This is a genomic window from Cryobacterium sp. TmT2-59 (assembly GCF_004403545.1).
GTDB lineage: Bacteria > Actinomycetota > Actinomycetes > Actinomycetales > Microbacteriaceae > Cryobacterium > Cryobacterium shii.
Window position 1 is genome coordinate 1 of sequence record NZ_SOGM01000008.1, and the last position, 22,289, is coordinate 22,289.

17 protein-coding genes and 3 pseudogenes are annotated in these 22,289 nt (G+C 67.0%); 8 read left to right on the forward strand and 12 right to left on the reverse strand.

What is annotated here, in order from left to right; translation table 11 throughout:
* Window positions 1-255 precede the first annotated feature (255 nt).
* A complete protein-coding gene (locus E3T24_RS00805; protein WP_134410839.1) occupies window positions 256-1,275 on the reverse strand; it encodes an LLM class flavin-dependent oxidoreductase in 1,020 nt (339 codons plus the stop codon).
* 400 nt (window positions 1,276-1,675) lie between these two features.
* On the opposite strand from E3T24_RS00805, the gene E3T24_RS17130 reads away from it, so the two are divergent.
* A complete protein-coding gene (locus E3T24_RS17130; RefSeq protein WP_160141027.1) occupies window positions 1,676-2,227 on the forward strand; it encodes a VanZ family protein in 552 nt (183 codons plus the stop codon).
* 255 nt (window positions 2,228-2,482) lie between these two features.
* On the opposite strand, the gene E3T24_RS00815 is transcribed toward E3T24_RS17130, so the two are convergent.
* Together E3T24_RS00815 and E3T24_RS00820 are read right to left on the reverse strand one after the other, a co-directional pair.
* Window positions 2,483-3,619 (reverse strand): LCP family protein, encoded by a 1,137-nt coding sequence (locus tag E3T24_RS00815; protein WP_166789144.1) that lies wholly within the window; start codon window positions 3,617-3,619, stop codon window positions 2,483-2,485.
* A 150-nt stretch (window positions 3,620-3,769) separates the two neighbouring features.
* Window positions 3,770-4,867 carry an LCP family protein gene (locus tag E3T24_RS00820; RefSeq protein ID WP_160141029.1) on the reverse strand — a complete coding sequence of 366 codons (1,098 nt, stop codon included), beginning with the start codon at window positions 4,865-4,867 and terminating at the stop codon, window positions 3,770-3,772.
* A gap of 136 nt (window positions 4,868-5,003) precedes the next feature.
* Here E3T24_RS00820 and E3T24_RS17765 point away from each other — a divergent pair.
* Window positions 5,004-5,138 (forward strand): annotated as a pseudogene (locus E3T24_RS17765) (UTP--glucose-1-phosphate uridylyltransferase); the annotation flags it as partial.
* A 10-nt stretch (window positions 5,139-5,148) separates the two neighbouring features.
* Here the strand turns inward: E3T24_RS17765 and E3T24_RS00830 are convergent.
* The 4 genes from E3T24_RS00830 to E3T24_RS00845 all read right to left on the reverse strand — a co-directional run bounded on the left by E3T24_RS00830 (window position 5,149) and on the right by E3T24_RS00845 (window position 12,112).
* Window positions 5,149-5,922, reverse strand: a complete 774-nt coding sequence (locus tag E3T24_RS00830) for an HAD-IIB family hydrolase (RefSeq protein ID WP_134434179.1) — start codon at window positions 5,920-5,922, stop codon at window positions 5,149-5,151.
* 182 nt (window positions 5,923-6,104) lie between these two features.
* On the reverse strand, window positions 6,105-7,646 hold the full coding sequence (locus tag E3T24_RS00835) for an HNH endonuclease signature motif containing protein (protein WP_134434180.1): 1,542 nt from the start codon (window positions 7,644-7,646) through the stop codon (window positions 6,105-6,107).
* Window positions 7,647-7,981: 335 nt separating this feature from the next.
* Window positions 7,982-9,718 (reverse strand): DUF4012 domain-containing protein, encoded by a 1,737-nt coding sequence (locus tag E3T24_RS00840; RefSeq protein WP_134434181.1) that lies wholly within the window; start codon window positions 9,716-9,718, stop codon window positions 7,982-7,984.
* A gap of 159 nt (window positions 9,719-9,877) precedes the next feature.
* Window positions 9,878-12,112 (reverse strand): UvrD-helicase domain-containing protein, encoded by a 2,235-nt coding sequence (locus tag E3T24_RS00845; protein ID WP_174776533.1) that lies wholly within the window; start codon window positions 12,110-12,112, stop codon window positions 9,878-9,880.
* A 176-nt stretch (window positions 12,113-12,288) separates the two neighbouring features.
* Between E3T24_RS00845 and E3T24_RS00850 the strand changes: the two genes are divergently transcribed.
* Window positions 12,289-13,050, forward strand: coding sequence for a hypothetical protein (locus tag E3T24_RS00850; protein WP_134434183.1), 762 nt, complete (start codon window positions 12,289-12,291; stop codon window positions 13,048-13,050).
* Between the two features lie 150 nt (window positions 13,051-13,200).
* Entirely contained in the window at window positions 13,201-13,737 is a 537-nt protein-coding gene (locus E3T24_RS00855; RefSeq protein ID WP_134434184.1) for a hypothetical protein, read from the forward strand.
* Window positions 13,738-13,758: 21 nt separating this feature from the next.
* Here E3T24_RS00855 and E3T24_RS00860 read toward each other — a convergent pair whose 3' ends face one another.
* Window positions 13,759-14,805 (reverse strand): LCP family protein, encoded by a 1,047-nt coding sequence (locus E3T24_RS00860; protein WP_134434185.1) that lies wholly within the window; start codon window positions 14,803-14,805, stop codon window positions 13,759-13,761.
* The gene (locus tag E3T24_RS00865; RefSeq protein ID WP_134434186.1) at window positions 14,802-16,115 is read right to left on the reverse strand and encodes a UDP-glucose/GDP-mannose dehydrogenase family protein; all 1,314 of its coding nucleotides are present in this window, start codon (window positions 16,113-16,115) and stop codon (window positions 14,802-14,804) included. Before E3T24_RS00865 ends, E3T24_RS00860 begins: the two co-directional genes overlap by 4 nt.
* 121 nt (window positions 16,116-16,236) lie before the next feature.
* Between E3T24_RS00865 and E3T24_RS17135 the strand changes: the two genes are divergently transcribed.
* Window positions 16,237-16,383, forward strand: coding sequence for a hypothetical protein (locus E3T24_RS17135; RefSeq protein ID WP_166789145.1), 147 nt, complete (start codon window positions 16,237-16,239; stop codon window positions 16,381-16,383).
* Window positions 16,384-16,396: 13 nt separating this feature from the next.
* Here the strand turns inward: E3T24_RS17135 and E3T24_RS00870 are convergent, their stop codons facing one another.
* The gene (locus tag E3T24_RS00870) at window positions 16,397-18,250 is read right to left on the reverse strand and encodes a DUF4012 domain-containing protein (protein WP_134434187.1); all 1,854 of its coding nucleotides are present in this window, start codon (window positions 18,248-18,250) and stop codon (window positions 16,397-16,399) included.
* 114 nt (window positions 18,251-18,364) lie between these two features.
* Between E3T24_RS00870 and E3T24_RS00875 the strand changes: the two are divergent.
* Window positions 18,365-18,922 (forward strand): annotated as a pseudogene (locus E3T24_RS00875) (transposase domain-containing protein); the annotation flags it as partial.
* Between the two features lie 73 nt (window positions 18,923-18,995).
* On the opposite strand, the pseudogene E3T24_RS00880 reads toward E3T24_RS00875, so the two are convergent.
* Window positions 18,996-20,179 (reverse strand): annotated as a pseudogene (locus tag E3T24_RS00880) (IS3 family transposase).
* 43 nt (window positions 20,180-20,222) lie between these two features.
* Between E3T24_RS00880 and E3T24_RS00885 the strand changes: the two are divergent.
* Both E3T24_RS00885 and E3T24_RS18215 read left to right on the forward strand, forming a co-directional pair.
* Window positions 20,223-20,876 (forward strand): IS4 family transposase, encoded by a 654-nt coding sequence (locus E3T24_RS00885; protein ID WP_134434188.1) that lies wholly within the window; start codon window positions 20,223-20,225, stop codon window positions 20,874-20,876.
* A 15-nt stretch (window positions 20,877-20,891) separates the two neighbouring features.
* Entirely contained in the window at window positions 20,892-21,467 is a 576-nt protein-coding gene (locus E3T24_RS18215; protein ID WP_134434189.1) for an ATP-binding protein, read from the forward strand.
* Window positions 21,468-21,488: 21 nt separating this feature from the next.
* On the opposite strand, the gene E3T24_RS00895 is transcribed toward E3T24_RS18215, so the two are convergent.
* Window positions 21,489-21,689 (reverse strand): hypothetical protein, encoded by a 201-nt coding sequence (locus E3T24_RS00895; RefSeq protein ID WP_134434190.1) that lies wholly within the window; start codon window positions 21,687-21,689, stop codon window positions 21,489-21,491.
* Between the last annotated feature and the right edge of the window lie 600 nt (window positions 21,690-22,289).

Here is a 22,289-nt window from a genome sequence, read left to right on the forward strand (position 1 = left end):
CGGGCGGGGCGACGGGCGGCGGGCGGGACGGCGGGCGGGCGGGACGGCAGGCGGGCGGGACGGCAGGCGGGCAGGACGGCAGGCGGGCGGGCGACCGGCGGCATCCGTCGGCATTGGGTCTCGTGTCCTGCCCGTGAGGGGTCCCACATCGACCTTCCGGAGGCCCGGGAAGGTCGATATGGGACCCCTCACGATCGTTTGCCAAGCACGGATACCCCGGGGGCCGACGGCAGGGCGGCGGGCGGATGCCCCGGGTCAGGCGAGTGCCGGCTCGGAGCGGAGGCCGGCCACGATTTCGAGCGAACGGATGCGCCCCGGCAGCGTCGCGGCCTGCGCGCTGACCATGAGCTGGTCGGCGCCGGTGGCGTCCAGCAACTCGGTGAGTCGGGCATCCACCTCGTCGGGCGTGCCGATCGCCTGCCGCCGGTTGCGGGCCAGCGCGACCTCCTGCTCGTAGGGGCTGAACCGGTAGGCCTCCGCCTCCGCCGCCGACACCGGCTCCGGCTTCTTTCCCTGGCGCATCCGGATGTAGGTGATCAGTCCGGGCAGCGATTCGCGGCGCGCGACCTCGGGGTCGTCGTCGGCGATGACGCCCACCGTGATCATGGTGTGCGGCTCGGCGAGGAACCGGCTCGGCTTGAATCCGGTGCGGTAGAGGTCGAGGGCGGCCTCGGTGTGCTCCCCCGCGAAATGGTGCGCGAAGGCGAACGGGAGCCCCAACGCGCCGGCAACCTGCGCGCTGAAGCCGCTTGAGCCGAGCAGCCACAACTCCGGGGCGTCACCGAGGCCGGGGTACGCGGTGATGCCGCGCAACGGATTGTCCGGGGCCATGCCGCCGTGGAAGAACCCGATCAGGTCCGCCAGCTGCTGCGGGAAGTCGTCGACCCCGAGGCCCGCGGGGCTGCGGCGCAGGGCCAGGGTGGTGGCGGCATCCGTGCCCGGGGCGCGCCCGATGCCGAGGTCGATCCGGTCGCCGTAGAGGGCGCGGAGGGTTCCGAACTGCTCGGCCACGACGAGCGGGGCATGGTTGGGCAGCATCACGCCGCCGGAGCCGACCCGGATACGCTCGGTGCGCGCCGCGATGCCCGCGATCAGCACGGCCGGCGCGCTCGAGGCGATGGCCGGCATGTTGTGGTGCTCGGCCACCCAGAACCGGTCGTAACCGAGTCGTTCGGCGGCCTGCGCCAGACGGATGCTGCCGCCCACCGCGTCCGCGCTGGTGCCGCCGGCGGGGCGGCTGGCCAGGTCGAGCACGTTGATCGGGAGGGTGCGCATCCCTCACGGTAACCGGTCGGGGCTGGGTGGAGGTTGGGGCCGGGGGTCGGCGACGGTCGGGCTCGGGGCCGGCGGTCGGCGACGGTCGGGCGCGGGGCCGGCGGTCGGCGACGGTCGGGCGCGGGGCCGGCGGTCGGCGACGGTCGGGCGCGGGGCCGGCGGAGGTTGGGTGCGGTGCGGTCGGAGGTTGGGTGCGGTGCGGTCGGAGGTTGCGCGGGGCCAGACTGGGAGCGNTGGGTGCGGTGCGGTCGGAGGTTGCGCGGGGCCAGACTGGGAGCGGGGCCGGGCCGACTGGCATGCGCGGACCGACCCGTCTAGGGTGGTGAATCCGACAGTGTTGCGGTCCTCCACCCGGCACGGTCGTCGGGGGCCGACCGCTCAGACCCCGAGAGGTGATGACGTGGCCGGCCTGAACCCCGACTCTCCCGCCGCACCACTCCCCGGCTCCCCCACTTCGGGTACGCCCGCCGCGGACTCGCAGGGGCGGGCCCAGCTGCGCCGGTGGGCGCTGCGACTCGGGCTGGCCTATCTGGTCGCACTACTCCTGATCGCATTCTGGCCGACACCGGTGGACCGGGACGCGCACGATTTTCTGCTGGCCGCCCTCGGCTGGCTGCAGGGGCATGGCGCTCCGGGCTGGGTGCGCTACGACCTGGTGGAGTTCATGGCGAATGTCGTTCTGTTCGTCCCGGTGGGGATGATCGTGGTGATCCTGGCCGGCTCGCGCCGCTGGTGGCTGGCCGTGCTGGCGGGTTTCGCGGCGAGCTGCACGATCGAGCTGGGCCAGCTGATCTTCCTGCCGGCCCGGTTCGCCACCCTATCCGATGTGGTCGCGAACACGGCGGGTGCGGCCGTGGGCGCCGTGCTCGCCCTGATGCTGCTGCCGCTGCTGCAGGCGCTGGCGCTGGCGGGATCGGCTCGCAGGTCGACTCGCGGGGCGACGGGCGTTTAGCTGCCCAACGGGTGGCTAATTCAGGAGAGCCGGGGTGGACGCCGGCCTCAGCGCCGAAAACATGGGGCGGCGGATGGCCGGGGCCGGGTTTCTCCTGAATTCGCCACAGGGGGCCGCAGAACAATGGGTAGTTGGGGGCAGCGCGGATCCGTCGTGCATATCTCCTGCAGATCGTTCGGAACAGGCCGGGTTCGACCCCAAAACGGCCTTTCTGCCACAAATTGCAGGAGTTATGCGCGACAGCCCGGCCCCCGGCTAGCCCCTCGCCTGCAGCTCGGGCTGGTAGTCGCGCATGGTGTCGGTCTGGAGGCCCTTCTGCACGGCGGCGAGGCCGACCCAGTCCACGTGCACGATCGACTGGCCGTCGGAGGAGGTTCCCGTTCCATCGGTCGGCATCGTGAAGAAGGTGACCTGCGGCTCCCGCACATCCCGCAGCTCCCAGCCCAGCGAGGTCAGGTACGCGGAGTCCAGGCCGTCATCCACGGCCAGGAAGGGGGTGAGCGTCTTCAGCAGACCGGACAGCTTAACCGGATCGGCGAACACGGACCTGTGCATGGCCGCGGTCAGAAGCCCGCTGATGATGAGCTGCTGGTTGCGCACCCGCTGGAAGTCGCCGTCCTGGAACGCGTAGCGCTCCCGCGCGAACGCGATGGCTTCCTTACCATTCAGGTGCTGCGAGCCCGCTTCGAAGTGGTGCCCCTTGAGATGGTAGGAGTCGAAGGCGATCGGGTTGTCGATGTCGACGCCGCCGAGGGCATCCGTCGCCTGTTCGAACCCGGAGAAATCGACCACGGCCACGTGATCGATGCGGGTGCCGAGCAGGTTTTCCACGGTCTGCACGGCCAGCGGCACCCCGCCCCAGGAGAGCGCGGCATTGATCTTGGCCTGCCCGTGCCCTGGCACCTCAACCCAGCTGTCGCGCATGATCGACATGACGGAGAGGCTCTTGCGATCGGCCGGCACGTGCACGACCATCATGGTGTCCGATCGCTCACCACGGATGCCGGCGAGGTCCTTCCCCGTGGCGCCGCGGGTGTCCGATCCGAGCAGGAGGATGGTCTGCGCCTGCCCAGCGGGCACCCCGCCCAGGACCGCGGAAGGGTCGAGGGCGGCGGCGGGGGCATTCGCTGCGGCGACGCCCGCCGTGCCCGGCGCCGCTTGCCCAGCCTGCGGGCGGGAGGCCTCCTCCGGGAAGGCGTTCGAGATATTCTCGGTGCCGCTGTCGAAGGCGCGGGTCAAGCTGAACGCATAGACGCCGCCTGCGGCGACGGTGACCAGCAGAACCGTGCCGAGCGCACCCAGGGCGATGCGCCAGGGATGACGTTTGCGCGGCGCTGCGTGCGCCGGGCCGGGGTGTTTGTGGCGCAGAAAATCGTTGATTCCGTTCGGCATTCGGGTTGCCTCCTGTGGCCGCTCGAGCGAACGGTGACGACACCATAGCCCGACCTTTTCCCGGCGGATATGGGCCGTTCCCGACGCCCGGGGCCCGCACTGCGCACGCCACGGCATCCGCCGATCCATGGGGGCAAAGATCGAGGGCTGCTACCGCATCGTCTTCAACTCGCGGTCGTAGGCGGCCAAGGTATCGGTCTGGAAACCCTGCTGCACGACCGCGAGCCGGGCCCAGTCCACGTGCACGATCGCCTGACCGTCTGAGGAGGCTTCCGATCCGGCGATCGGCATCATGAAGAAGGTGACCTGTTTTTCCGGCACGTCCCGCAGCGCCCAGGCCAGGGAGGCCAGGTAGGCGGAGTTGAGGCCATCGTCAACGGCCAGGAAGGGCGTGACCGTGCCCAGCAGACCCGACGTCTTCACCGGATCGGACAGCATGGAATTGCGCATCGCCCCCATCAGCAGGCCGCTGATAAGGAGCTGCTGGTTGCGCACCCTCTGAACGTCGCCATCCTGGAACGCTGCCCGCTCGCGCGCGAACGCGACGGCCTCCGCGCCGGTCAGGTGCTGGGAGCCTTTATCGAAGTGGTGCCCCTTGAGGTGGTCTGAATCGAAGCTGATCGGATTGTTGATGTCGACTCCGCCCAGGGCATCCGTCACCTGTTCGAACCCGGAAAAATTGACCACGGCCACGTGATCGATGCGGGCGCCGAGCAGGGTTTCCACGGTCTGAACAGCCAGCGGCACCCCACCCAGGGAGATAGCCGTTCTGATCTTCGCTTGCCCGTGCCCGGGCACTTCGACCAGGCTGTCGCGCAGGATCGCCATGACGTAGAGGTTCTTGTGATCGGCCGGCACGTGCACCACCATCAGGGTGTCCGAGTGCTCATCACTGACGTTGGCAAGTTGTGTCCCCGTGGCTCCTTTGGTGTCCGATCCGAGCAGCAGGATGTTCTGCGCCTGCCCCGCGGGCACTGCGCCCTGCGCCGAGGACGGTGTGGCAGCGCCCTGCGGCGCTGTGATGGCTTTGGGGCGGGACGCCTCCTTCGGGTAGGCGTTGGAGATCTTCTCGGTGCCGCCGTCGAAGGCGCGGGTCAGGCTGAACGCGAAGATTCCGACGGCGGCGACTGCGACCACCAGCACCGTGCCGAGCACGGCCAGGGCGATGCGCCAGGGGTAACGTTTGCGCGGAGCCCGGTGGAACGGGCCGGTCGTTTCAGGGCGCTGTGCGTTCTTTCCGTTCGGCATTCGGGTTACCTCCTGTGGCCGCTCGAGCGAACGGTGACGACACCATAGCCCGGCCTTTTCCCCCCGGATACGGGCCATTCCCGAAACACGTCACGCCCAGGAGAGAACGGCGCCCCAAACCTGCGCTGATGGCCACTTCCGCGGTCGCCGGTATGACACCGGCGACCGACTAGACTGTATCAAGGCCGTTGTGCAGCTCGCCGTGGACCGCGAGGACCTCGGCCCGGGCCTGCGACCGTGGCTGCACGAATTTGTCGCGGGGCTCGGCTGAGCGCCATCCGTCAGGCGGAGACGGCCTCGAGCTGCGGGATCAGCGTCTCGAGGAACGCGGCGGTGTCTTCCCAGCCACCCACGGCGACGCACTCGACCCCGAGCACCTTCACCGGGTAGTCGTTGCCGTTCTCGTCGAGGCGGTCGCCGACAAACAGCATCTCGTCGAGGGGCACCCCGGTGAGCACGGCGAGCTTGTTCATGCCGTAGGCCTTGTCGATGCCGCGCCGGGTGATGTCCACGGACGTGGACCCGCCGGAGCGCACCTCGAGGTCGGGCAGCAGCGCCTGCACCGCTTCGCGCAGGGCGTTCTTCTTCTCGCCGGTGGGGTCCCACGCGGTTTTCGCGGCGACCGGGGCGGCCTGGCCGAGAGCGGAGAAGGTGATTTGCGAGCCGCGGTCTTCGAGGATCGGGCCCCAGGTCTCGCTCTCCCAGTAGCCGAGCGAACGGGCGGAAATCTCGACGGCGTTGAGGGCATCCGTCTTCTCGGCCTCGGTCAGGTATTCGGCGTAGATCTGGGTCCAGGCTCCGTCGACGTGGCGGAAGTACTGGGTGCCGCAGGTGGGCATCAGGTGCAGGCGGGCGAGGGCCTCGTCGCTGACGCCCTCGAGGTTGTCGATCAGTTGCATGTGGAACTGCGCGATCTGGCCACCGGAGATGACGCAGACCTCGACGGCGCCGAGCAGGCGCACCATCAGGGCGGCCATCCGCGGGTCGAGCGGGGACTTGGAAGCGGCGAGGGTGTCATCGAGATCGAAGGCCACCAGGCGGGGAAGGGTCGTCATGTGTGCGGTTCCTTTAATTGGCGCAAAGCCGGCATTGCGGCTCGGAGCTTGACGTCACCTATGCGCGACGCCCGCAAAAAGTGTACAGCCGGGGGCTGACGGATGCCCGTGCGCGGGTTTCAGAGGACGAACCGGGCGGGCACGGCGCAGGGGCGGGGCTCGAGCAGCTGGACTGGTGACGGTTAGTGGGTCGAATCCGTGGCGCTGGGGTGGGCGCGAGCCGGGGCGCGGGCGCTGCGATCGCGGCCGGCACCGCTGGCCCGGTGGGCGCGGTGGTCCTGGCCGGGAACCCAGGTGCGGGTGGGATCGAAGCAGACCGGTGCCATGACCTCGGGTTTGCCCCGGACCATGCGGATCAACCACCCCGATGTCTCGATGCTGTGGTGATGGAACCAGCAGAGCAGCACCCCGTTGTCGATGTCGGTGGGGCCGTGGTTCACCCACGGGATGATGTGGTGCACCTCCGCCCAGGCCGCGTTCACCTGGCAACCCGGGATGATGCACCCGCCGTCGCGGGCGGCGATGGCGCGGCGTTGGCCCTGGCTGAAGAATCTTTCCTTCCCGCCGAGGTAGAGGACCTCCCCGTCCACGCCGAAGAGGATCTTGCGGTACCCGCCGGCGCAGATCAGCTGATTCACGGTGCGCATCGACACCGGGGCTTCGACCCCGTCGATCCACCCCACCCCGTGCTCGTCGGCGAGGTCGACCGCGTTCACGTGCACCATCACGGTCGGGGCGGCCCCACCCATCTTCGGGGTTCCCGGTGCGCGCGACGCGGCCTCGAACACCCCGCGGAGGATGTCCGCGCGTTTCTCGCCGCCGTTCCGGTCGTCGCTCAGGGCGGCGGCCTCGGCGCCGGGGATGAGCTCCCCGGAATCCATCAGCGCCTGCTCCTCCGCACTGGGGAATGCGGGTGCCGCGTGGGCGGAGAGATAGGTGTCGAAGATGCCGTTCATGATGCCGCGGAGCTCCGCGGTGACCGCTCCCCGCAGGGGGTAGAGGCCGTCGCGAAGCAGGCCGAACCCGAAAGTGCTGCGCGGCTCGGCGACGTCTTCGTTCGGGGCGGTGCCGTCCGGGTCGAGCCGCGCCTGCCACTGCACGGCCATGCCCCGGATCAGGTCCGCCGGGAAAGCGAACCCCTCGCCGGGCAACCCCTGGGTCTCTTCGGTGATGGCGCCGGTCGCCGCGGCAACCAGGGCCCGCTCAGCGGTGAGGAGGTCGTCTGGAGCGACGCTCGGACTGACCTTGTCGAGGGTGGTGACGATGGCTTCGGCAGCGTCCACGCCCAGATCGCCTGCACTCAGGCCCGCGGCGACAGTCGAATAGTACGGGGGCAGCATGCTGGTGCCGGCCCGGCGCTGGCCGACGTTCCCGCCGAGCCGCACGCGACGGTTGGCCTCGCGCGCGGAGACCCGGGTGAGGCGCGTGATGAGGTCGATGCCGTTGCTCGCCCCTTGCTTCCAGGCCAGGGAATCGTGGCCGAGGATGCTACGGGAGCGGTCCGCGACATCCGTTGCAGTGGAGACTCGTGCCGCATCCACGCTGCGGCCGAGGTGCTCGACCGCGCCGAGCACGGCCAGGGCATCGGTGTCGGACAGTAGCGATAACGTGATGTCAGCGAGAGCTTTGGCTATTGCCCGAGCGGCCTGCTCGATTCGCTGCGCAGGTGAATCTGCCGCCTCTGCCGGGGCGGCTGGTGACTGCGGTGCGGATGCTCCTGCCATGCCCCGATTTTAGCAAAAAGCGTACGTGTTGTCGAGACTATCTCAACTATTTATCAAAGTGTTTCGCAGATAGTTACTAATGAGGCTGGTGTTGCTCGTGGGACTCGATGGCCGGCGAGGCGCCGCAGAACCGGGCCCGAGACGGCGCCGAACCGTGAGTTGCGACCCTCTTCAAGCAAGAAACAGGGTCGAAACTCACGGCTCGGCGAAGGAAGCGGGGCTCGTAGGATGACCGGCGCGAACCGCAGGCAGGCGTGAGTGGGGAGTGGGCCAGGGAGGGGCAGCGCGAGCAGGGGCGGCTACTGGCAGGGGCGCCGATGGGCGAGCAGGGGCGGCTACTTGCAGCCGGGGGCGTCGAGGGTGACCGTCGTGGGGTGCAGCATCGGGGTGGTCTGGAGGACGGGAGCCGCGTAGGTGCCCTTCGGGCCGGTGAAGACGGCCGTGACCGCGCTCGACTGGCCGGGCTTCAGCATGACCGAGAACCGGGCCACCGGCCTGCCCAGGTCGTCGGTCGTGGTCTCGAGGTCGGCGCCCTCCGCGGCGTCGATCGACGACGATACGAACGTTGTGCCGGGAGGGCCGTAGACGAAGACCTCGGTGCGAAATTGCTTGACGCCCCAAGCTCCGCTGGCCACGTACTTCGGCAGCTTCGCGGCAAGCTCGGGCGTGAGGGTGGAGTGAAGGTTGGCCGTGGTGGTGAAGGTGGGGGTCTCGGCGGTGCAGACATCCGTACTGAGCGTCGCGCCGGTTTCGAGATAGAAATCCATTTTGGACTCGGACATGTCCCGGAAGAATACGCCGGTGGTGGTCGAGTCAGCGTTGGTGGTGGGCAGGATGCCGGCGAGTGGGGTGCGCTCGAGAATCTTCTGCTCCTCGGGGTGCGCGCTCCACGCCATGATGCGGTGCTCGGTGACGCCCTGGGTGACGGCCTTCAGCATGTCCTGCGGTTCGGCCTGCGAGTTCGTCACCGCATCGAACATGGTCTTGGCGGCCTCGGCGAAGAACGCGTCGGTCTGAAGGTAGCCATCCGGGCCCTGGTAGCGGAAGTAGATCTCGTTGAGCAGCAGGGACACGGCGTTGTCTTTCGAAAGAACGTCACCCGTGCTCATCGTGACCGGTTCTGTGGCGCCCAGCATGTGGGCGAGGGCCGCCGGGTCGATTGAAATGACGCCGTCGACGGTGCCCCCGAGGTCGCGCTGCCAGAACGCCTGGGTTATCTGCGCGGCAGTCGGGAAATCAGGCCGGCTGGTTGCGAGGTTCAGCCTGGTGAACATCAACGGGGTGAAAAGTGAAGAAAGCTTTGGGTCTTCGGCGACAGCCGGCTGCGCGTCGTCTCGTACGAAGCTCTGGCTCGACGCTTGACGTCCGATACTGATCGAACCGTCGTCGACGGTGACCTCGGTCAGGGCGGCAGCGGTGCCTCCGAGCGCCGTGGTCTCGGCGAGGTTCTGGAAGATCAAGATGTAGTTTCGTGGCCCCGAGGCGCCCATCATGGCGGGTGCGACCGAGGTGAACGAGCTCACCTCCCCGATCGTCGTCGCCGCGCCGTCGAGCATGGTGGAGAGTTTGGTGCCGGCTGCACTGACCTCATCGACGGTGCCGTCGAGCTTGATCGCGCCCACGGATGCCGCCGCCGAGTCGAGCGCTGTGCTCGCCGTTGTCAGGGCCGCGTTCAGGTCCACGATCGGCGTCAGGTTGATCTTGCCGTCAATTGGTTTCAGCGACGCCGCGCTGAGGCCCGACGCCACCGTAGCGATCGGCCCGACCGCGTCCTGCGCCACCACATCGATGGCTTCCGCCATCTGGCGCACGGCGGTGAGGTTGGCGCCGGCGAACGGAACGACTTCCGCCGCCCGCCAGAGTGGGTCATGGGCCTGGTCGACGGCCTTGCCCGTAGCCGCGGAGAGCTTCGTGGAGGTGGTACCGAGGCCGGTGAAATCCATCGCCGTGGCCTGGCTCTTGAGGGTGCCGACGAGAGTCTGCGCCTTCTCGAGCTCGGCCTTGGCCGCCAGTGCCCGGGAACCCACCCAGCCCCCGGCGATGGCGAGAAGTATGACGAGCCCGACCAGCACGGCGACTACGATCCACGGCCAGCGGCGCCGGCGTGTGATCCTCTGCAGTCAAGTGGGGGGCGGTGGCAGCGCGGTCGTCGCTTGATTCAGTCACCTACGAACGCTAACCCATGCCGGCTGTGAGCTCAGTATCGGCCGGCGCGAGAAGTGGCCCCAGCACTAAAGCCCGGCGGGCAGCGGCCCCGTCGCCACGAGATACAGGCGCTGGGTGGGCCGGGTCATGGCCACATACAGCGCGCCGGCGCCGCGCTCGGACGCCGCGACGATCCCCGCCGGGTCCACCACCACCACGGCATCGAATTCAAGTCCCTTGGAGTCGTGCGGGGTGAGCAGCGCGATCTCCTTGAGCAGGCCCTCCGCCCCGAGGCCCACAACGGAGGGCCCGAACGAGGAGACCAAGGAAGCGTGGACCCCGGCGAGCGCAGGCTCGAGCACTATCACCGCGACGGTGCCACCGAGACCCAGTGCGCGTTCGCGCCCGACGGCGTCGGCGACATCCGTCACCGTTTCGATCGGCCACTCGCTAGCCCGCACCGACCGGGCCGGCGTGATCGGCAGGTTGTGGGCGAGGGCCATTGACTCCGCGGCCGAGGCGATCTGGCTGGGCGTGCGGTAGTTCACGGTGAGCTCCTCGAGCCGCCACCGGTCGGCCTCGAGCGACCCGGAGAGCAGCGGCGCGAGCGCCTCACGCCAGTTCGACGCGGCCGCCGCCGACGCCGCCTGCGCGATATCTCCGACGATCGTGAACGAGCGCAGCGGGCCGCGCCGGAGCACCAGGCGCCACTGCATGGGCGAGAGTTCCTGCGCCTCGTCGACGACCACGTGGCCGTAGGTCCAGGAGCGGTCGAGGGCCGCGCGCTCGGCCGTGGTGGCCCGGTCGCCCAGCTCGGCGAAGTTGTCGGCGAGGGCCTTCGCGTTGACGAGCCCCTTCACCTCCATGTTCGAGATCGCCAGTTCGGCGTTCTCCACGTCGCGCTTGCGCTGCTCCTTCTGCTCGCGCTTCTGGGCCGCGTCGACGACGTTGTACTCGCCGAGGTGCTCGGCCGCCTCGTCGAGCAGTGGAATGTCGGAGATGGTGAACTCGGCGCCGCGCGGGCGCTGCAGCAGCGCACGCTGGGCGGGCGTCCAGGTGGGGGTGAGCTGCGCCAGCCACTGCGGGCGCGCATAGAGATCCTGCAGCAGCTTCTCGGGGGTGAGCGGCAGCCACGCGGTGTTCAGCGCCACCCGCACGTCGTCGGCGAGGCGCAGGTCTTCGCGCAGCATGGGCAGGTCGGTGTCGTCCATCGACCGGCCGTCTTTCTTCAGCTGGGCCAGCCACTCCTTGGCCAGGGCGCCGAGCGCGTTCTTGACGAACGTGACCCGGGCCTCGTTGTGCGACTTGCCGGTGGCCCGCGCCCGGTGAATGGCCGTCTCGATCAGGTGTGGGTGCAGTGTCAGCCGGTCACCATTGACCACGAGCACCTGCGGCTGGGCCGGCACCCACTGCCGCGAGCGCACGGCGCGTTCGATCAGCCGCGCCATAGAGGTCTGGCCCTTGAGGGCGGCGACGGCCGGGGCATCCTCTCGGGTCGCCTCGACGCCCGGGTAAAGCTGGCCGACAGATGCGAGCACCACCCCGGTCTCCCCCAGCGACGGCAGCACCGCCTCGATGTAGTTGAGGAAGGACTCCGACGGCCCCACGATGAGCACACCCGAGTTCTTCAACCGATCCCGATGCGTATATAAGAGGTACGCCGCACGGTGCAGGGCCACGGCCGTCTTGCCGGTGCCCGGCCCGCCCTGCACAACAAGCACGCCCTTCAGGTCTGAACGGATGATGCGGTCCTGCTCCGCCTGGATCGTCGAGACGATATCGCTCATGTGCCCGGTGCGCTGGGCGGTGAGCGCGGCCAGCAGTGCGCCCTCGCCCTGGTGCACGGTTGCCGAATCGCCCTCGAGCAGCGCGGCGTCGAGGATCTCGTCCTCGATGCGCACGATGTCGCGGCCCTTCGAGAGCAGGTGCCGGCGGGCGCGGGCGCCGAGCGGCGTCGCCGCCGTGGCCTGGTAGAACGCGCTGGCCTGCGGCACCCGCCAGTCCAGCAGCAGTGGCTGCAGGTCTTCGTCGCGCAGGCCCACCCGGCCGATGTAGCGGTAAAGGGAACCGGCATCCGCGTCGTCGGACGCGACCTCGAGCCGGCCGAACGCCAATCGGTCGTCGACCTCGCGCAGCTGCACGATGCGGTCCTCGTAGAGGCGCGCGAAGGTGTCGCGTTCGGAGCGGGACTGGTGGTTGCCGCCCACGTCGAGCCGCCGCACCGCCGTGAGCTGCTGCTCCGCCTCGCGCTGCAGCGCGTCCAGGCGCGCATACAGCGTCGCCACGTAGTTCTGTTCCCGCTGAAGCTCCAGGTCGACCACTCGCACACCCCTTGAAATCCGACATTCAAGTTTACTCGGATCGAGCAGAGCTGCCCGCCAGCCGCTCACGGCGGGGGCACGAGCACTAAATCCCTGATCAGCCCCTAGACGGATGCCCCCTCCGGTGCTACGTCTGATCCAACGGGTTCCGCAGTCTCCGACGGGAAGGCAATCCCATGGTTCAGGTGCGAGTGAGAGTGCGTGCAATCGGGGTGGTCGCTCTCGCGACGGCGCTGGTGCTCACGTTGACGAGCTGCGGGGTCGCCGCGGAGACGGCGCCGGCCTGGAAGACCGCGCTCAGCCAGGCCTTGAAGAAACTCGGGCCGTACGGGGACGAATTCGGCACGATGGCAAAGCCGGCCCCGGTAGACGATCTCGCCGGCGCACTCAAGGGTGTGCCGGCTCAGGGCCTGACCGCGGAAGAGGCCGCCATGATCGCGCGCGCCGAAGCGATCGTGCGGTTCTGGCGAGAGGTCATGCGGGTGTCCGCCTCTGCCGATACGTTGGCCGGGGCCATCCCCGACGAGGCGATCAAACTGGTGACCCTGCGCCTCGGCCCGAACTCGAGCCCTGAATTCGTCAGCCACGTGGACGACCTGGCGGCGCGGGCCCTCAAAGGGCTCACCTGCAACATGACGCAGAAACTCCTGGACCGCGCCGGCAAGGACGCCGTCGCCAACCGTCCTCTCTCCTATGACCCGGCTGTCGGGCTCACGAGCGACTCCGTGCGCACGTACTTCGATGCGAACCTGGCCGCACTCGGCTACGACCTGACTGCTGTCAACGAGACTTTCGCCGCCTACGGATTCTCGATCGACGCCATCGGCACGGCCACGACGTGGACGAGCGCGATCACGGGGGTGATTGACGCCCCCGATCTGACGACCCAGCGCGCCTACGTCTACTACATCCGGCTCTGCCTCGTGCCCGCGCGTTAATCACGGCCGCCTGAGCCCAGACCCGCGCGCCCTGTTCCGTTGCGGGGGTCGGCCTCTCCCCTAGGCTGGCAGTGCGCGGGGGATGCGCACGAACAAGGCCCGCCGCCGGGAGGCAGTGCGCACGACTATGGGGGCAGTATCCTGCGCAGGATGAATCGTCAACGGAGTAAAACGCTCGCGGCAACACTGCTGGTTGCCGGCGTGCTGATGGTGTGCGGATGCGCCGCCCGCTCCAATCCGGAAGGCTCCTCGGAGCAGGCCGAGGAGACGACGACCGCCGACACCGTCGCCGCGGCCATCGACGCCATCGCCCCCGACCTGATCGACCACATCGACCTGGTGATGAACACGTCGGTGGGCTGCCCGGGCGCCGACGGAACCCCGCAGGCCACGGTGCGCGCCTGGCAGAACATGCGCTACGTGTGGCTGGCCACAGGAACTGAGCCGCTCGCCGTGGCCGACGCGTTGATCCGGGCCTACGAAAAGGACGGCTGGGACCCCACGCCGAATCAGGCCGAGGAGGCCGGCGCCGGCCGCACGGTGCTGCTGACCAAGGAAGGCGGCGCCGACAAGGCCCCCGGACTCAGCGTCTCCGCCCGATCGGACACCTCGCTCCCGGCCGTGATCTACCTCAGCTCGATCAGCGCCTGCTTCGACGTGGGCGGCGTCCGCGACAGCTCGAAGTGAGAGCCCCGAACCCGAGATAGGTCACCCGATCGTCTGCACCTCGGGCTGGTAGGCGTCGAGGGTGTCTGTCTGGAATCCCTTTTGCACGGCCTTGAGCTTGTCCTGGTCGATCACGACGATGGACTGGCCGTCGGGCGAGGTTCCGGTGCCCGTCGTCGGCAGGGTGAAGAAGGTCACGTCACCCACCCGCACGTTGCGCAGCTCCACCGCCAGCCCGGCGACGTACGCCGCGTTCAGCCCATCGTCGACGGCGAGGTACGGAGCAACCGCCCCGACCAGGCCGTTGATTTTGCCGGGGTTGGTCAGGGTTTCCGCCGTCAGCGACTTGCCGAGCACGGCCTTGATGAAGGCCTGCTGGTTGCGGGCCCGCTGAAAGTCGCCGTCCGCGAAGGCGTGGCGTTCCCGCACGAACGCGAGCGCTTCGGTGCCGTTCAGGAGTTGGGGCCCCTCGGCGAAGTACTTACCGGGGAGGGAGCCCGAGTCGAAGCCGACCGGGTTGTCGACCTCGACGCCGCCCAGCGCGTCTGTGACGCCCTGGAACCCGGTGAAGTCGACGATGGCCACATGGTCGATGCGCGCGCCGAGCAGACCCTCGACGGTCTGCACGGCCAGGGGCACGCCGCCGTACGACATGGCGGCATTGATCTTGGCCTCACCCTGACCCGGAATGTCGAGCCAGCTGTCACGCATGATCGACATAACGAAGATCTTCTTGCCGTTCGCCGGCACGTGCACCACCATGATGGTGTCCGAGCGCTGCCCGGTGAGGTCGGTGATGGACCCGTCGATCGCTCCGCGGGTGTCCGAGCCGAGCAGCAGGATGTTCTGCCCGGTCGCCGCGGTACCGGTTGCCGCGTTACCGGTTGCCGCCGGCGGTCGTGACGCCTCGTCGGGGAATACGTCGGGGATCTTCACGGTCTGATTATCAAAGGTATTGCTGAGAGTCCAGGCGTAGACACCCGCGGCTCCGCCGACGAGCAGAACGACGGCGGCGATGGCGATGAGGGCGATCTTCCATCCTCGGCCTTTCGGCCGGGTCGCCGGTGCGCCCGACGGATCAGCGGTCACGGTCGCCCGAGCCCCAGGTAGGTCCAGCCGGCGGCGCGCCAGGCGGCGGCGTCGAGGGTGTTGCGGCCGTCGATGATGATCGGCACGCGCACGAGCGCGGCCGCCCAGACCGGGTCGATCTGCTTGAACTCGGCCCATTCGGTGACCAGCACCACCGCGTCGGCGGCCCGCAGGGTCTCCTCGATGCTGGCCGAATAGGTGAGCTGCGGATGCCGCAACCGCGAATTCTCAATCCCCTGCGGGTCGGTGGCCACCACGTCGGCGCCGAGGCCCCGCAGTTGCACGGCCACGTCGAGGGCCGGCGAGTCCCGCACGTCGTCGGAGTGCGGCTTGAAGCTGAGGCCGAGCACGGCCACCTTGGCCGTGTAGACGGGCTTGTCCAGGGCCTGCAGGGTCATCGCGACGACGCGCTGTCGCTGCCGCATGTTGATCGTGTCGACCTCCTTCAGAAAGGCGACCGAGTCGCCCCGGCCGAGTTCCTCCGCGCGGGCGGTGAAGGCGCGGATGTCCTTGGGCAGGCAGCCGCCGCCGAACCCGACGCCGGCGTTGAGAAACCGGCGGCCGATGCGGTTGTCGAACCCGATGGCGTCGGCCAGCTCGGTGATGTTGGCCCCGGAGACGTCAGCGATCTCACTCATGGCGTTGATGAAACTGATCTTGGTGGCGAGGAACGCGTTCGCGGCCACCTTGACGAGCTCGGCGGTGGCGTAGTCGGTGACGATCAGCGGCGTCTCCGCAGCGATAGCCGACGCGTAGACGTCGTTCAGTAGCGCTGTGGCGTGCTCGCCGGCCTCGCCCGGCGCGACGCCATAGACCAGCCGGTCGGGGCTGATGGTGTCTTTAACGGCGAAGCCCTCGCGCAGAAACTCGGGGTTCCAGACCAGGCTGGCCCCGCTGCCCGATGCCTCGATCACCCCCGCCAGCCGGGCGGCGGTGCCGACCGGCACCGTGCTTTTGCCCACGACCAGGTCACCGGCGGCAAGGTGGGGCAGCAGCGACTGCACAGCCGCGTCGACGTAGCTGAGATCGGCGGCGTGGCTGCCCGCCTTCTGCGGGGTGCCGACACCGATGAAGTGCACCTGAGCGCCCGCGGCATCGGCAATGTCGGTGCTGAAGCGCAGCCGGCCCGACGCCATGGCCGAGGTAAGAATCTCGGGCAGGCCCGGCTCGTAGAACGGCGGTTGGCCCGCGGCGAGTTGGTCGATCTTTCGGGCATCAATGTCGATACCCACCACGTCGTGGCCCAACTCGGCCATCGCCGAAGCATGCACGGCTCCCAGGTAACCGCAGCCGATCACGGACAGCTTCATATCGTCGCCTTCTTCACGCTTGAAGCCTAGCGTCGGACCCCACAGCAGGCGGGCCAAGCCCCCTCTTTCGGGGGGCCAGATCTGACGATTCGCCCGTCACCGCAGCGGTACAGTGAGAATCATGAGCAAGATCCGGCCCGAGCAGATGGGCCACAAGGCTCTATTACGCCGAGGTCGAAGCACCAAGGGGCTTCAGTACGCTGTGCTGGCCTTAGCTACCATCGCCGCCGGCGGTATCGGCTACGCCGCCCTCACACTCGGCCTGTAGCTCCCCGCGCCGGCTACTCCTTCGCGACGGTCCCGCAGTCGAGGGGCAGGTCGGAAACGGTCGTCGCGTTCACCATCGGCGTCACCTGGGCTTCAAGCGCCTTCGTGTCTGTTCCGGCCGCGACCACATCAATGGTCATCTTCGACGTTGCCCCAGGCTCCATGGTCAGGATCAGCCTCGCCACCGGGTAATCGGTGTCGTGGAACGGTTCGAGCGCCACCGGAGCCCCGTCAACCGTGGCTCCCACGATCCGCGACCCGCGCGGGGCATAGACCATGACGATCATGCGCTGCACGCCTGGCTCAAGCTTCTCCCGCACGAACGTGCCCAGAATCGAGGGGCTGATGGATGTCGCCGCATCGGCCGGCATCTCGTTGGTGAGGTCAACCCCGATGCGGTATGACGCCTTGCCATCAGCCCGGCACGCAGCCTCGCCCAGGCTCACGGACTGCTTCAGGTAGTAGTTCATCTTCGAGCCGACGTTTTCTTGGAAATAGACCCCGACCCGATCGGTCTCCTTGTCGCTCTTGGGCAAGGCGCCATCGACCCCGAAGGACTCGAAGACGGCTTCTTCCTTCATATCGGGGCTCCACATCAGCACCCTGCGTTCGCTGACTGCCTGCGTCAGGGCCGACAGCATCACCTTTGGATCCACATCGCCGCTCAGGAGCTGATCGAAGGTCTTTGAGACGATCTCCGCGTACACGGCATCCTGGGCCGCATTGTCCGCCCCGATATTATCGGTGTTATAGCGCATGTAGACCCCGTTCAGAAGCAAAGGCACAAGAGTGTCGCTCGTCAGGACATCGCCCGTCGACAACGGAATCGGAGCGGTGCCGCGTAGAAGATACCCAAGTGCCACGGGGTCGATTGAAATCACGCCGTCAACTTTTCTGCCAAACTGTCGTTTCCACATCTCCTGCGCCGTCTCGGCTGCGCTCTCAAAACTGGGCCGCACAGTGAGGTTCGACATTGCCCGGCCGTACTCTGTGCCGTAAAGCGTTTCAACACCTTCCGGCAGAGGAACCACGGATTCCTGATAGTAAGCGAAGTTCCCGAATCCCGCCGGCACGGCGTCCCCCAGCGTGACGCGACCCTTGTCCATCGTCAACAGGGCGAATGACAGCGAGGTGCCTCCAAGTGCCCGTGCTTCAGCGTTGTTCTGGAACACGATGACGTAGTTGCGTGGGGCACTCCCACCAAGGGCCTCCGGAACAGCGTCTACTACCTGACTAGCCGACACCAGTCTCGGTGTGATGCTCCCCAGAAAGCCATGGAATTCGTCCACGGCTGCGGTAATCTGTCCGACGGTCGTGCTGGTGTCCAGGTCGCTGACCCGTTTGTCCGCTGCCGCGAACACTGTGCTGGCCTGACTGAGAGCTTCGCCCGCTGCAATAATCGGCTCAAGAGCGATGACGCCATCGGTGGGCTTGAGCGCCGCCGGATTCAGCGCCGCCGCGGTCGCAGCCAAGGGAACGGCCGTACCTCTGACTACGTCATCAGCGACATCGGCCAGATTTCGCACAGCTGCAAGATTGGCCCCCACGAAGGGAACAAACTCCGCGGCACGCCACACCGGATCACCGGTCAGCTCCCGCGCGCGGTCGGTGTGCTCCGCCATGCTCTTCACCGATACGGACACCGCCGCCGAGTCTCCAGCAAGCAGCTCTGCCTTAATCGTGGAGGCCAGCGGCATCGCTGCCTCCAGTTCGGCCTTCGCCTGCAATCCCCGAAGACCCACCCAGGATCCGGCAACCACGAGGACACCGACGACGACGACCGTCCAGAACCACCACCGACGGTAAATCCGTGGTTTGCAGCGGTTCCCGGAACTCCGGGCACTCGAACGGTTGCTTATTTCACTCACTGGGCCATTGAATCAGGCCGAGACACTGCTGACGAACCAGGGGCGGGGTAACCGCCGGCCACTGGCTTAGCCTCAATACCGTTCAGTTAAGGCTTTGCGTGTTGCGTTGAGGGCATGGCGCGTACTGGGTGGGTGAAGCCGGTCTCTGATCGTCGGTTGTCGGATTTGGTGTCGGTGGGTTTGTTGACTCGAGTTTTTCCGGCTGATGTTGTCGACGAGGTCGTTGAGGCGGCTGGGCGGACGGAGCAGCGTAGCCGGGCGTTGCCGGCGCGGGTGATGGCGTATTTCTCGATTGGGATGGGGCTGTATGCCGAAGCGTCCTATGAGGACGTTTTCGCTCAGCTGACGGATGGGTTGTCGTGGGCGTCGGGCTGGTCGGAGTCTTTTGTGTCGCCGTCGAAGTCGGCCATTTTTCAGGCGCGTCGCCGGTTGGGCTTCGAGCCGATGCGGGACTTGTTTAACCGGGTCGTGCGTCCGTTGGCGGGGCCGGATACGCCGGGGTCGTGGCTGGCTGACCGGCGGCTGGTATCCATTGATGGAACTGTCCTGGATCTGGCTGACAGCACGGCGAATACGAAATACTTTGGCCGTCCCTCGGTCAGTCGCGGGGAGCAGTCCGCTTTCCCGCAGGCGCGGTTGGTGGCGTTGGCGGAGTGCGGAACCCACGCGATCCTGGACGCGGTGATTGGCCCGTGCACGACTGAGCTGCCGCGGAGATTTCGGACAGCGGAATTAGTGTTTTCTTCTACGCTGCCAGGGCTGGCTGTTGATAACCATAGTGGACTTCGTTGGGTCTGCGGTAGCCGAGCGCTGAGTGCCGGCGCCGGCTGTTGTAGAAGCCCTCGATGTAGCGGATGACGTCGCTGCGTGCTTGCGTCTTCGTCGCGTACACGGTCCGGTAGACGCGCTCGTTCTTCAGCATCGAGAAGAACGATTCGGCCATGCTGTTGTCCCAGCACACGCCCGTGCGGCCCATCGAGGACCGCATGCCGAGGCTGGTCACCAGGGCCCGGAACTCGGCGGACGTGTACACGCTGCCGCGGTCGGAGTGCCAGATCGCGTCCGGCTCGATCCGGGTCGTCGCGGCCGTGTTCTTGAGGGCGTCGGCGACGAGTTCGGTGCGCATGTGATCGGCGATGGACCAACCGACGACTTTCTTCGAGTAGCAGTCGATGACGGTCGCGAGGTAGATGAAACCCTGCCAAGTGTGGATGTACGTGATGTCGCCGACGAACTTCACCCCGGGCCGGTCGGCCGTGAAGTCCCGTTTCACGAGGTCGGGCATGTTCGCAGCCGCTTCAGCGTCCGCGGCCGTCGTGACGCGGAACGGGCGCGGCTGACAGGCCACCAAGTGCTGCTGGCGCATGATCTGCCGCACGAGCTCGGGCGAGCACTCCGTGTGCTCCGCTGCAAGGTCAGCGTGCACGCGCCTGTACCCGTAGGTGCCGTCGGACTCCTCGAAGAAGTACCGCACCCGGGCGATCAGGGCCGCCCTGCGGGCCGCGGTGGCCGATTGCGGCCGTGACATTCAGTGGTAGAACCCGGACGTCGACACAGTCAGCCAGCGGCACATCTTCACGACCGAGTTCAGGTTGTCGGGCTCGGCTTTCAAGGAGTCGATGTATTCGTACTTGCTCACTACCGCTGCTCCCGCGCGAAGTAAGCGGCCGCTTTTTTCAAGAACAGCGCCTCGGCTTTCAACTCCTGGTTCTCTCGTTCGAGTTCTTTCAACCGAGCCCGTTCCGGGAGGGTGAGGTCCGTTTCGGTGCCGCAGTTGGCCTCGCGGTGTTTGATGAGCCAGTTGCGGAGAGTTTCCGGGCCGACGCCATACGCGGTCGCGACATCTTTGATCGTCTTGGACGTGTTGATCACCTCGCGACACAGCTCGTCCTTGAACTCCTGGGAAAATCGCCTTCGCGATGCGGTCATGCTGATCTCTGCTTTCAGTAGTCCCTCATTTTAAGAGGGCCCACTGTCCGAGAACTCCGCAGCAGCTCAGACGTCGGAGATTGAGCTCTCCCGCGAGCTGGTGGGACGCTTCACGCTGGGGATGTTGGTGCTGGCGGATCGGGGGTTCTACGGATTTCGTTTGTGGCAGCAGGCTACCGCGACGGGCGCCGATCTGTTGTGGCGGGTCAAGACAAACCTGCGCCCCCGCTATCAGGAGACCCTGGCCGATGGGTCGTGGTTGGCTCATATCGTCCCCACGTCCGGAACCGCGCGGGCCTCGACTACCCCGTTGACGGTGCGGGTCATTGACTACACGATTGATGACGGCCGGGAGAACCCCGAGTCCTACCGGTTGCTGACCACGATTCTGAATCCGGACGAGGCCTCAGCGGAAGAATTGGCGACCGTGTACTCCGAGCGGTGGGAAATTGAGTCTGTCTTCGATGAGCTGAAAACGCATCAGCGCGGCCCCCGGATGGTGATGCGTTCCAAGTCTCCTGCGCTGGTCAAGCAGGAGATTTGGGGCCATCTCTGCTGCCACTACGCGATCCGCACCCTCATGGTCGAGGCCGCCCAGCACGCCCGCCGTGATCCCGACAGAGTGTCGTTCATCGCCGCGCTACGCATCGCCCGCCGCTCCGTGGCTCAGGGCGCTTTTTCCCCCTCAGGAACGTAGACGCCCCAACGCGACGTGGCAGCACGCGATCCGCGCCCTCGTCGGGCGGCTCAATCCAACACGCCGAAAACGCTCGAACCCGCGAGTCATCAAGCGAAAAGTCTTGAGCCCGCACGCTCAACCTCGGCGAGGTCGACATGCGACGCCTGCGCAGCGATCAGGCGAAGACCGCGAAGGGCTACTGGGAGTAAACGCCCAGACCCGCGTCGCGACGGTCTGGCCGGGCCGGCACATCGCCAGCCCGGCCAGTTCCACCTCCCCGGAACAGCAGTACCAACAACGTGGACTACAAGTACCAATTGCGACTATCCGCCAATTATCGACGAAATAGGATACTTGGCCTTCGATCATGATGCCGCGAACCTGTTCTTCCATCTCGTCGCCGACCGCTATGAACAGGGCGCCATTCTGGCTACCTCGAATATGCCATTTGGTCGGTGGGGCGAGATCTTTTCCAACGAGATCGTCGCCGCGGCGATGATCGACCGCCTCGTTCACCATGCCGAGGTCGTCACCCTTGCCGGGGATTCCTACCGCACTCGCAGCCGCCGCGAAATGCTCGAGATGCAGCCCCGACCGGGCGCGAACTAAACCGAAAAACAAACCAAGGGGTCAGAATTCAAGCGACGATAAAGGGTCAGTTTTTACCCGACGTTGACAGGCGACGTCGTCCCAGGTCACCTTTGCCCGATCCGCGGCCTCGAGCACCGCCGCCACGCTATGCCGGGACAATCCCTGCGCGGCGATCTGCCGCCCCGAAAGCCCTTCGCTGCGCAGCCTGAGCACCAGCTTCGCTTTGATCTTCCGAACCATCTGTGATTACTCCTTCTGCCGAGTGATAGAGCACACGGCAGAAGGAGCCTACGAACAGTGGCGCTCAACCCGAATATTCAGTGGCGCTGAAAGACGCGACCCCGACAGCGAGCAAGTGGCGCTCAACGGCAATATTGGTGGCGCTCAGGAACGCAAATACTCATCCCAGGCAAGAATGATCCTTGGGTCCACTCAATCCAATTTCGTGCCGCGGCTTAGGAAGCTCGACAGCGGACACCTCAGGAGAGAGAGTATGCAGGCCCAGAAAATCAACAGTCGGCATGCGCGTGTGAATCAGAACGACCCGTACGGCCGATGGCGACGCGGCCGTCCGTAATCGCGTACCCCTACGTGTCAGGGTGAGTTGAGGCCAGTAGCTCAGAGCAAGTCCGCCGTTTGACGTAGGGCGAGAATCAGGAAGTTCCACCATGTCCAGCCCATCGTTGATCGCCGTGCGCGACGATAGTTCCATGATGAACATCAGCAGTCCTGGCCCCCGCGCGGGCGGCCCCACGCCCCGGCGGTCGTTCACGCCGAAGCAGAAACTCGACCACCTCGCCGCCTACGAGGACGCCATCTCGCGGAACGGGGGCGGCGCGT

Excerpts from the sequence above, each read along its gene's own strand:
- E3T24_RS00805 (WP_134410839.1), bottom strand. The coding sequence starts at position 1,275 with ATGCGCACCCTCCCGATCAACGTGCTCGACCTGGCCAGCCGCCCCGCC.
- E3T24_RS00815 (WP_166789144.1), bottom strand. The coding sequence starts at position 3,619 with ATGCCGAACGGAATCAACGATTTTCTGCGCCACAAACACCCCGGCCCG.
- E3T24_RS00895 (WP_134434190.1), bottom strand. The coding sequence starts at position 21,689 with ATGGTTCGGAAGATCAAAGCGAAGCTGGTGCTCAGGCTGCGCAGCGAA.
- E3T24_RS00820 (WP_160141029.1), bottom strand. The coding sequence starts at position 4,867 with ATGCCGAACGGAAAGAACGCACAGCGCCCTGAAACGACCGGCCCGTTC.
- E3T24_RS00830 (WP_134434179.1), bottom strand. The coding sequence starts at position 5,922 with ATGACGACCCTTCCCCGCCTGGTGGCCTTCGATCTCGATGACACCCTC.
- E3T24_RS00835 (WP_134434180.1), bottom strand. The coding sequence starts at position 7,646 with ATGGCAGGAGCATCCGCACCGCAGTCACCAGCCGCCCCGGCAGAGGCG.
- E3T24_RS00855 (WP_134434184.1), top strand. The coding sequence starts at position 13,201 with ATGAATCGTCAACGGAGTAAAACGCTCGCGGCAACACTGCTGGTTGCC.
- E3T24_RS00850 (WP_134434183.1), top strand. The coding sequence starts at position 12,289 with ATGGTTCAGGTGCGAGTGAGAGTGCGTGCAATCGGGGTGGTCGCTCTC.
- E3T24_RS00865 (WP_134434186.1), bottom strand. The coding sequence starts at position 16,115 with ATGAAGCTGTCCGTGATCGGCTGCGGTTACCTGGGAGCCGTGCATGCT.
- E3T24_RS17135 (WP_166789145.1), top strand. The coding sequence starts at position 16,237 with ATGAGCAAGATCCGGCCCGAGCAGATGGGCCACAAGGCTCTATTACGC.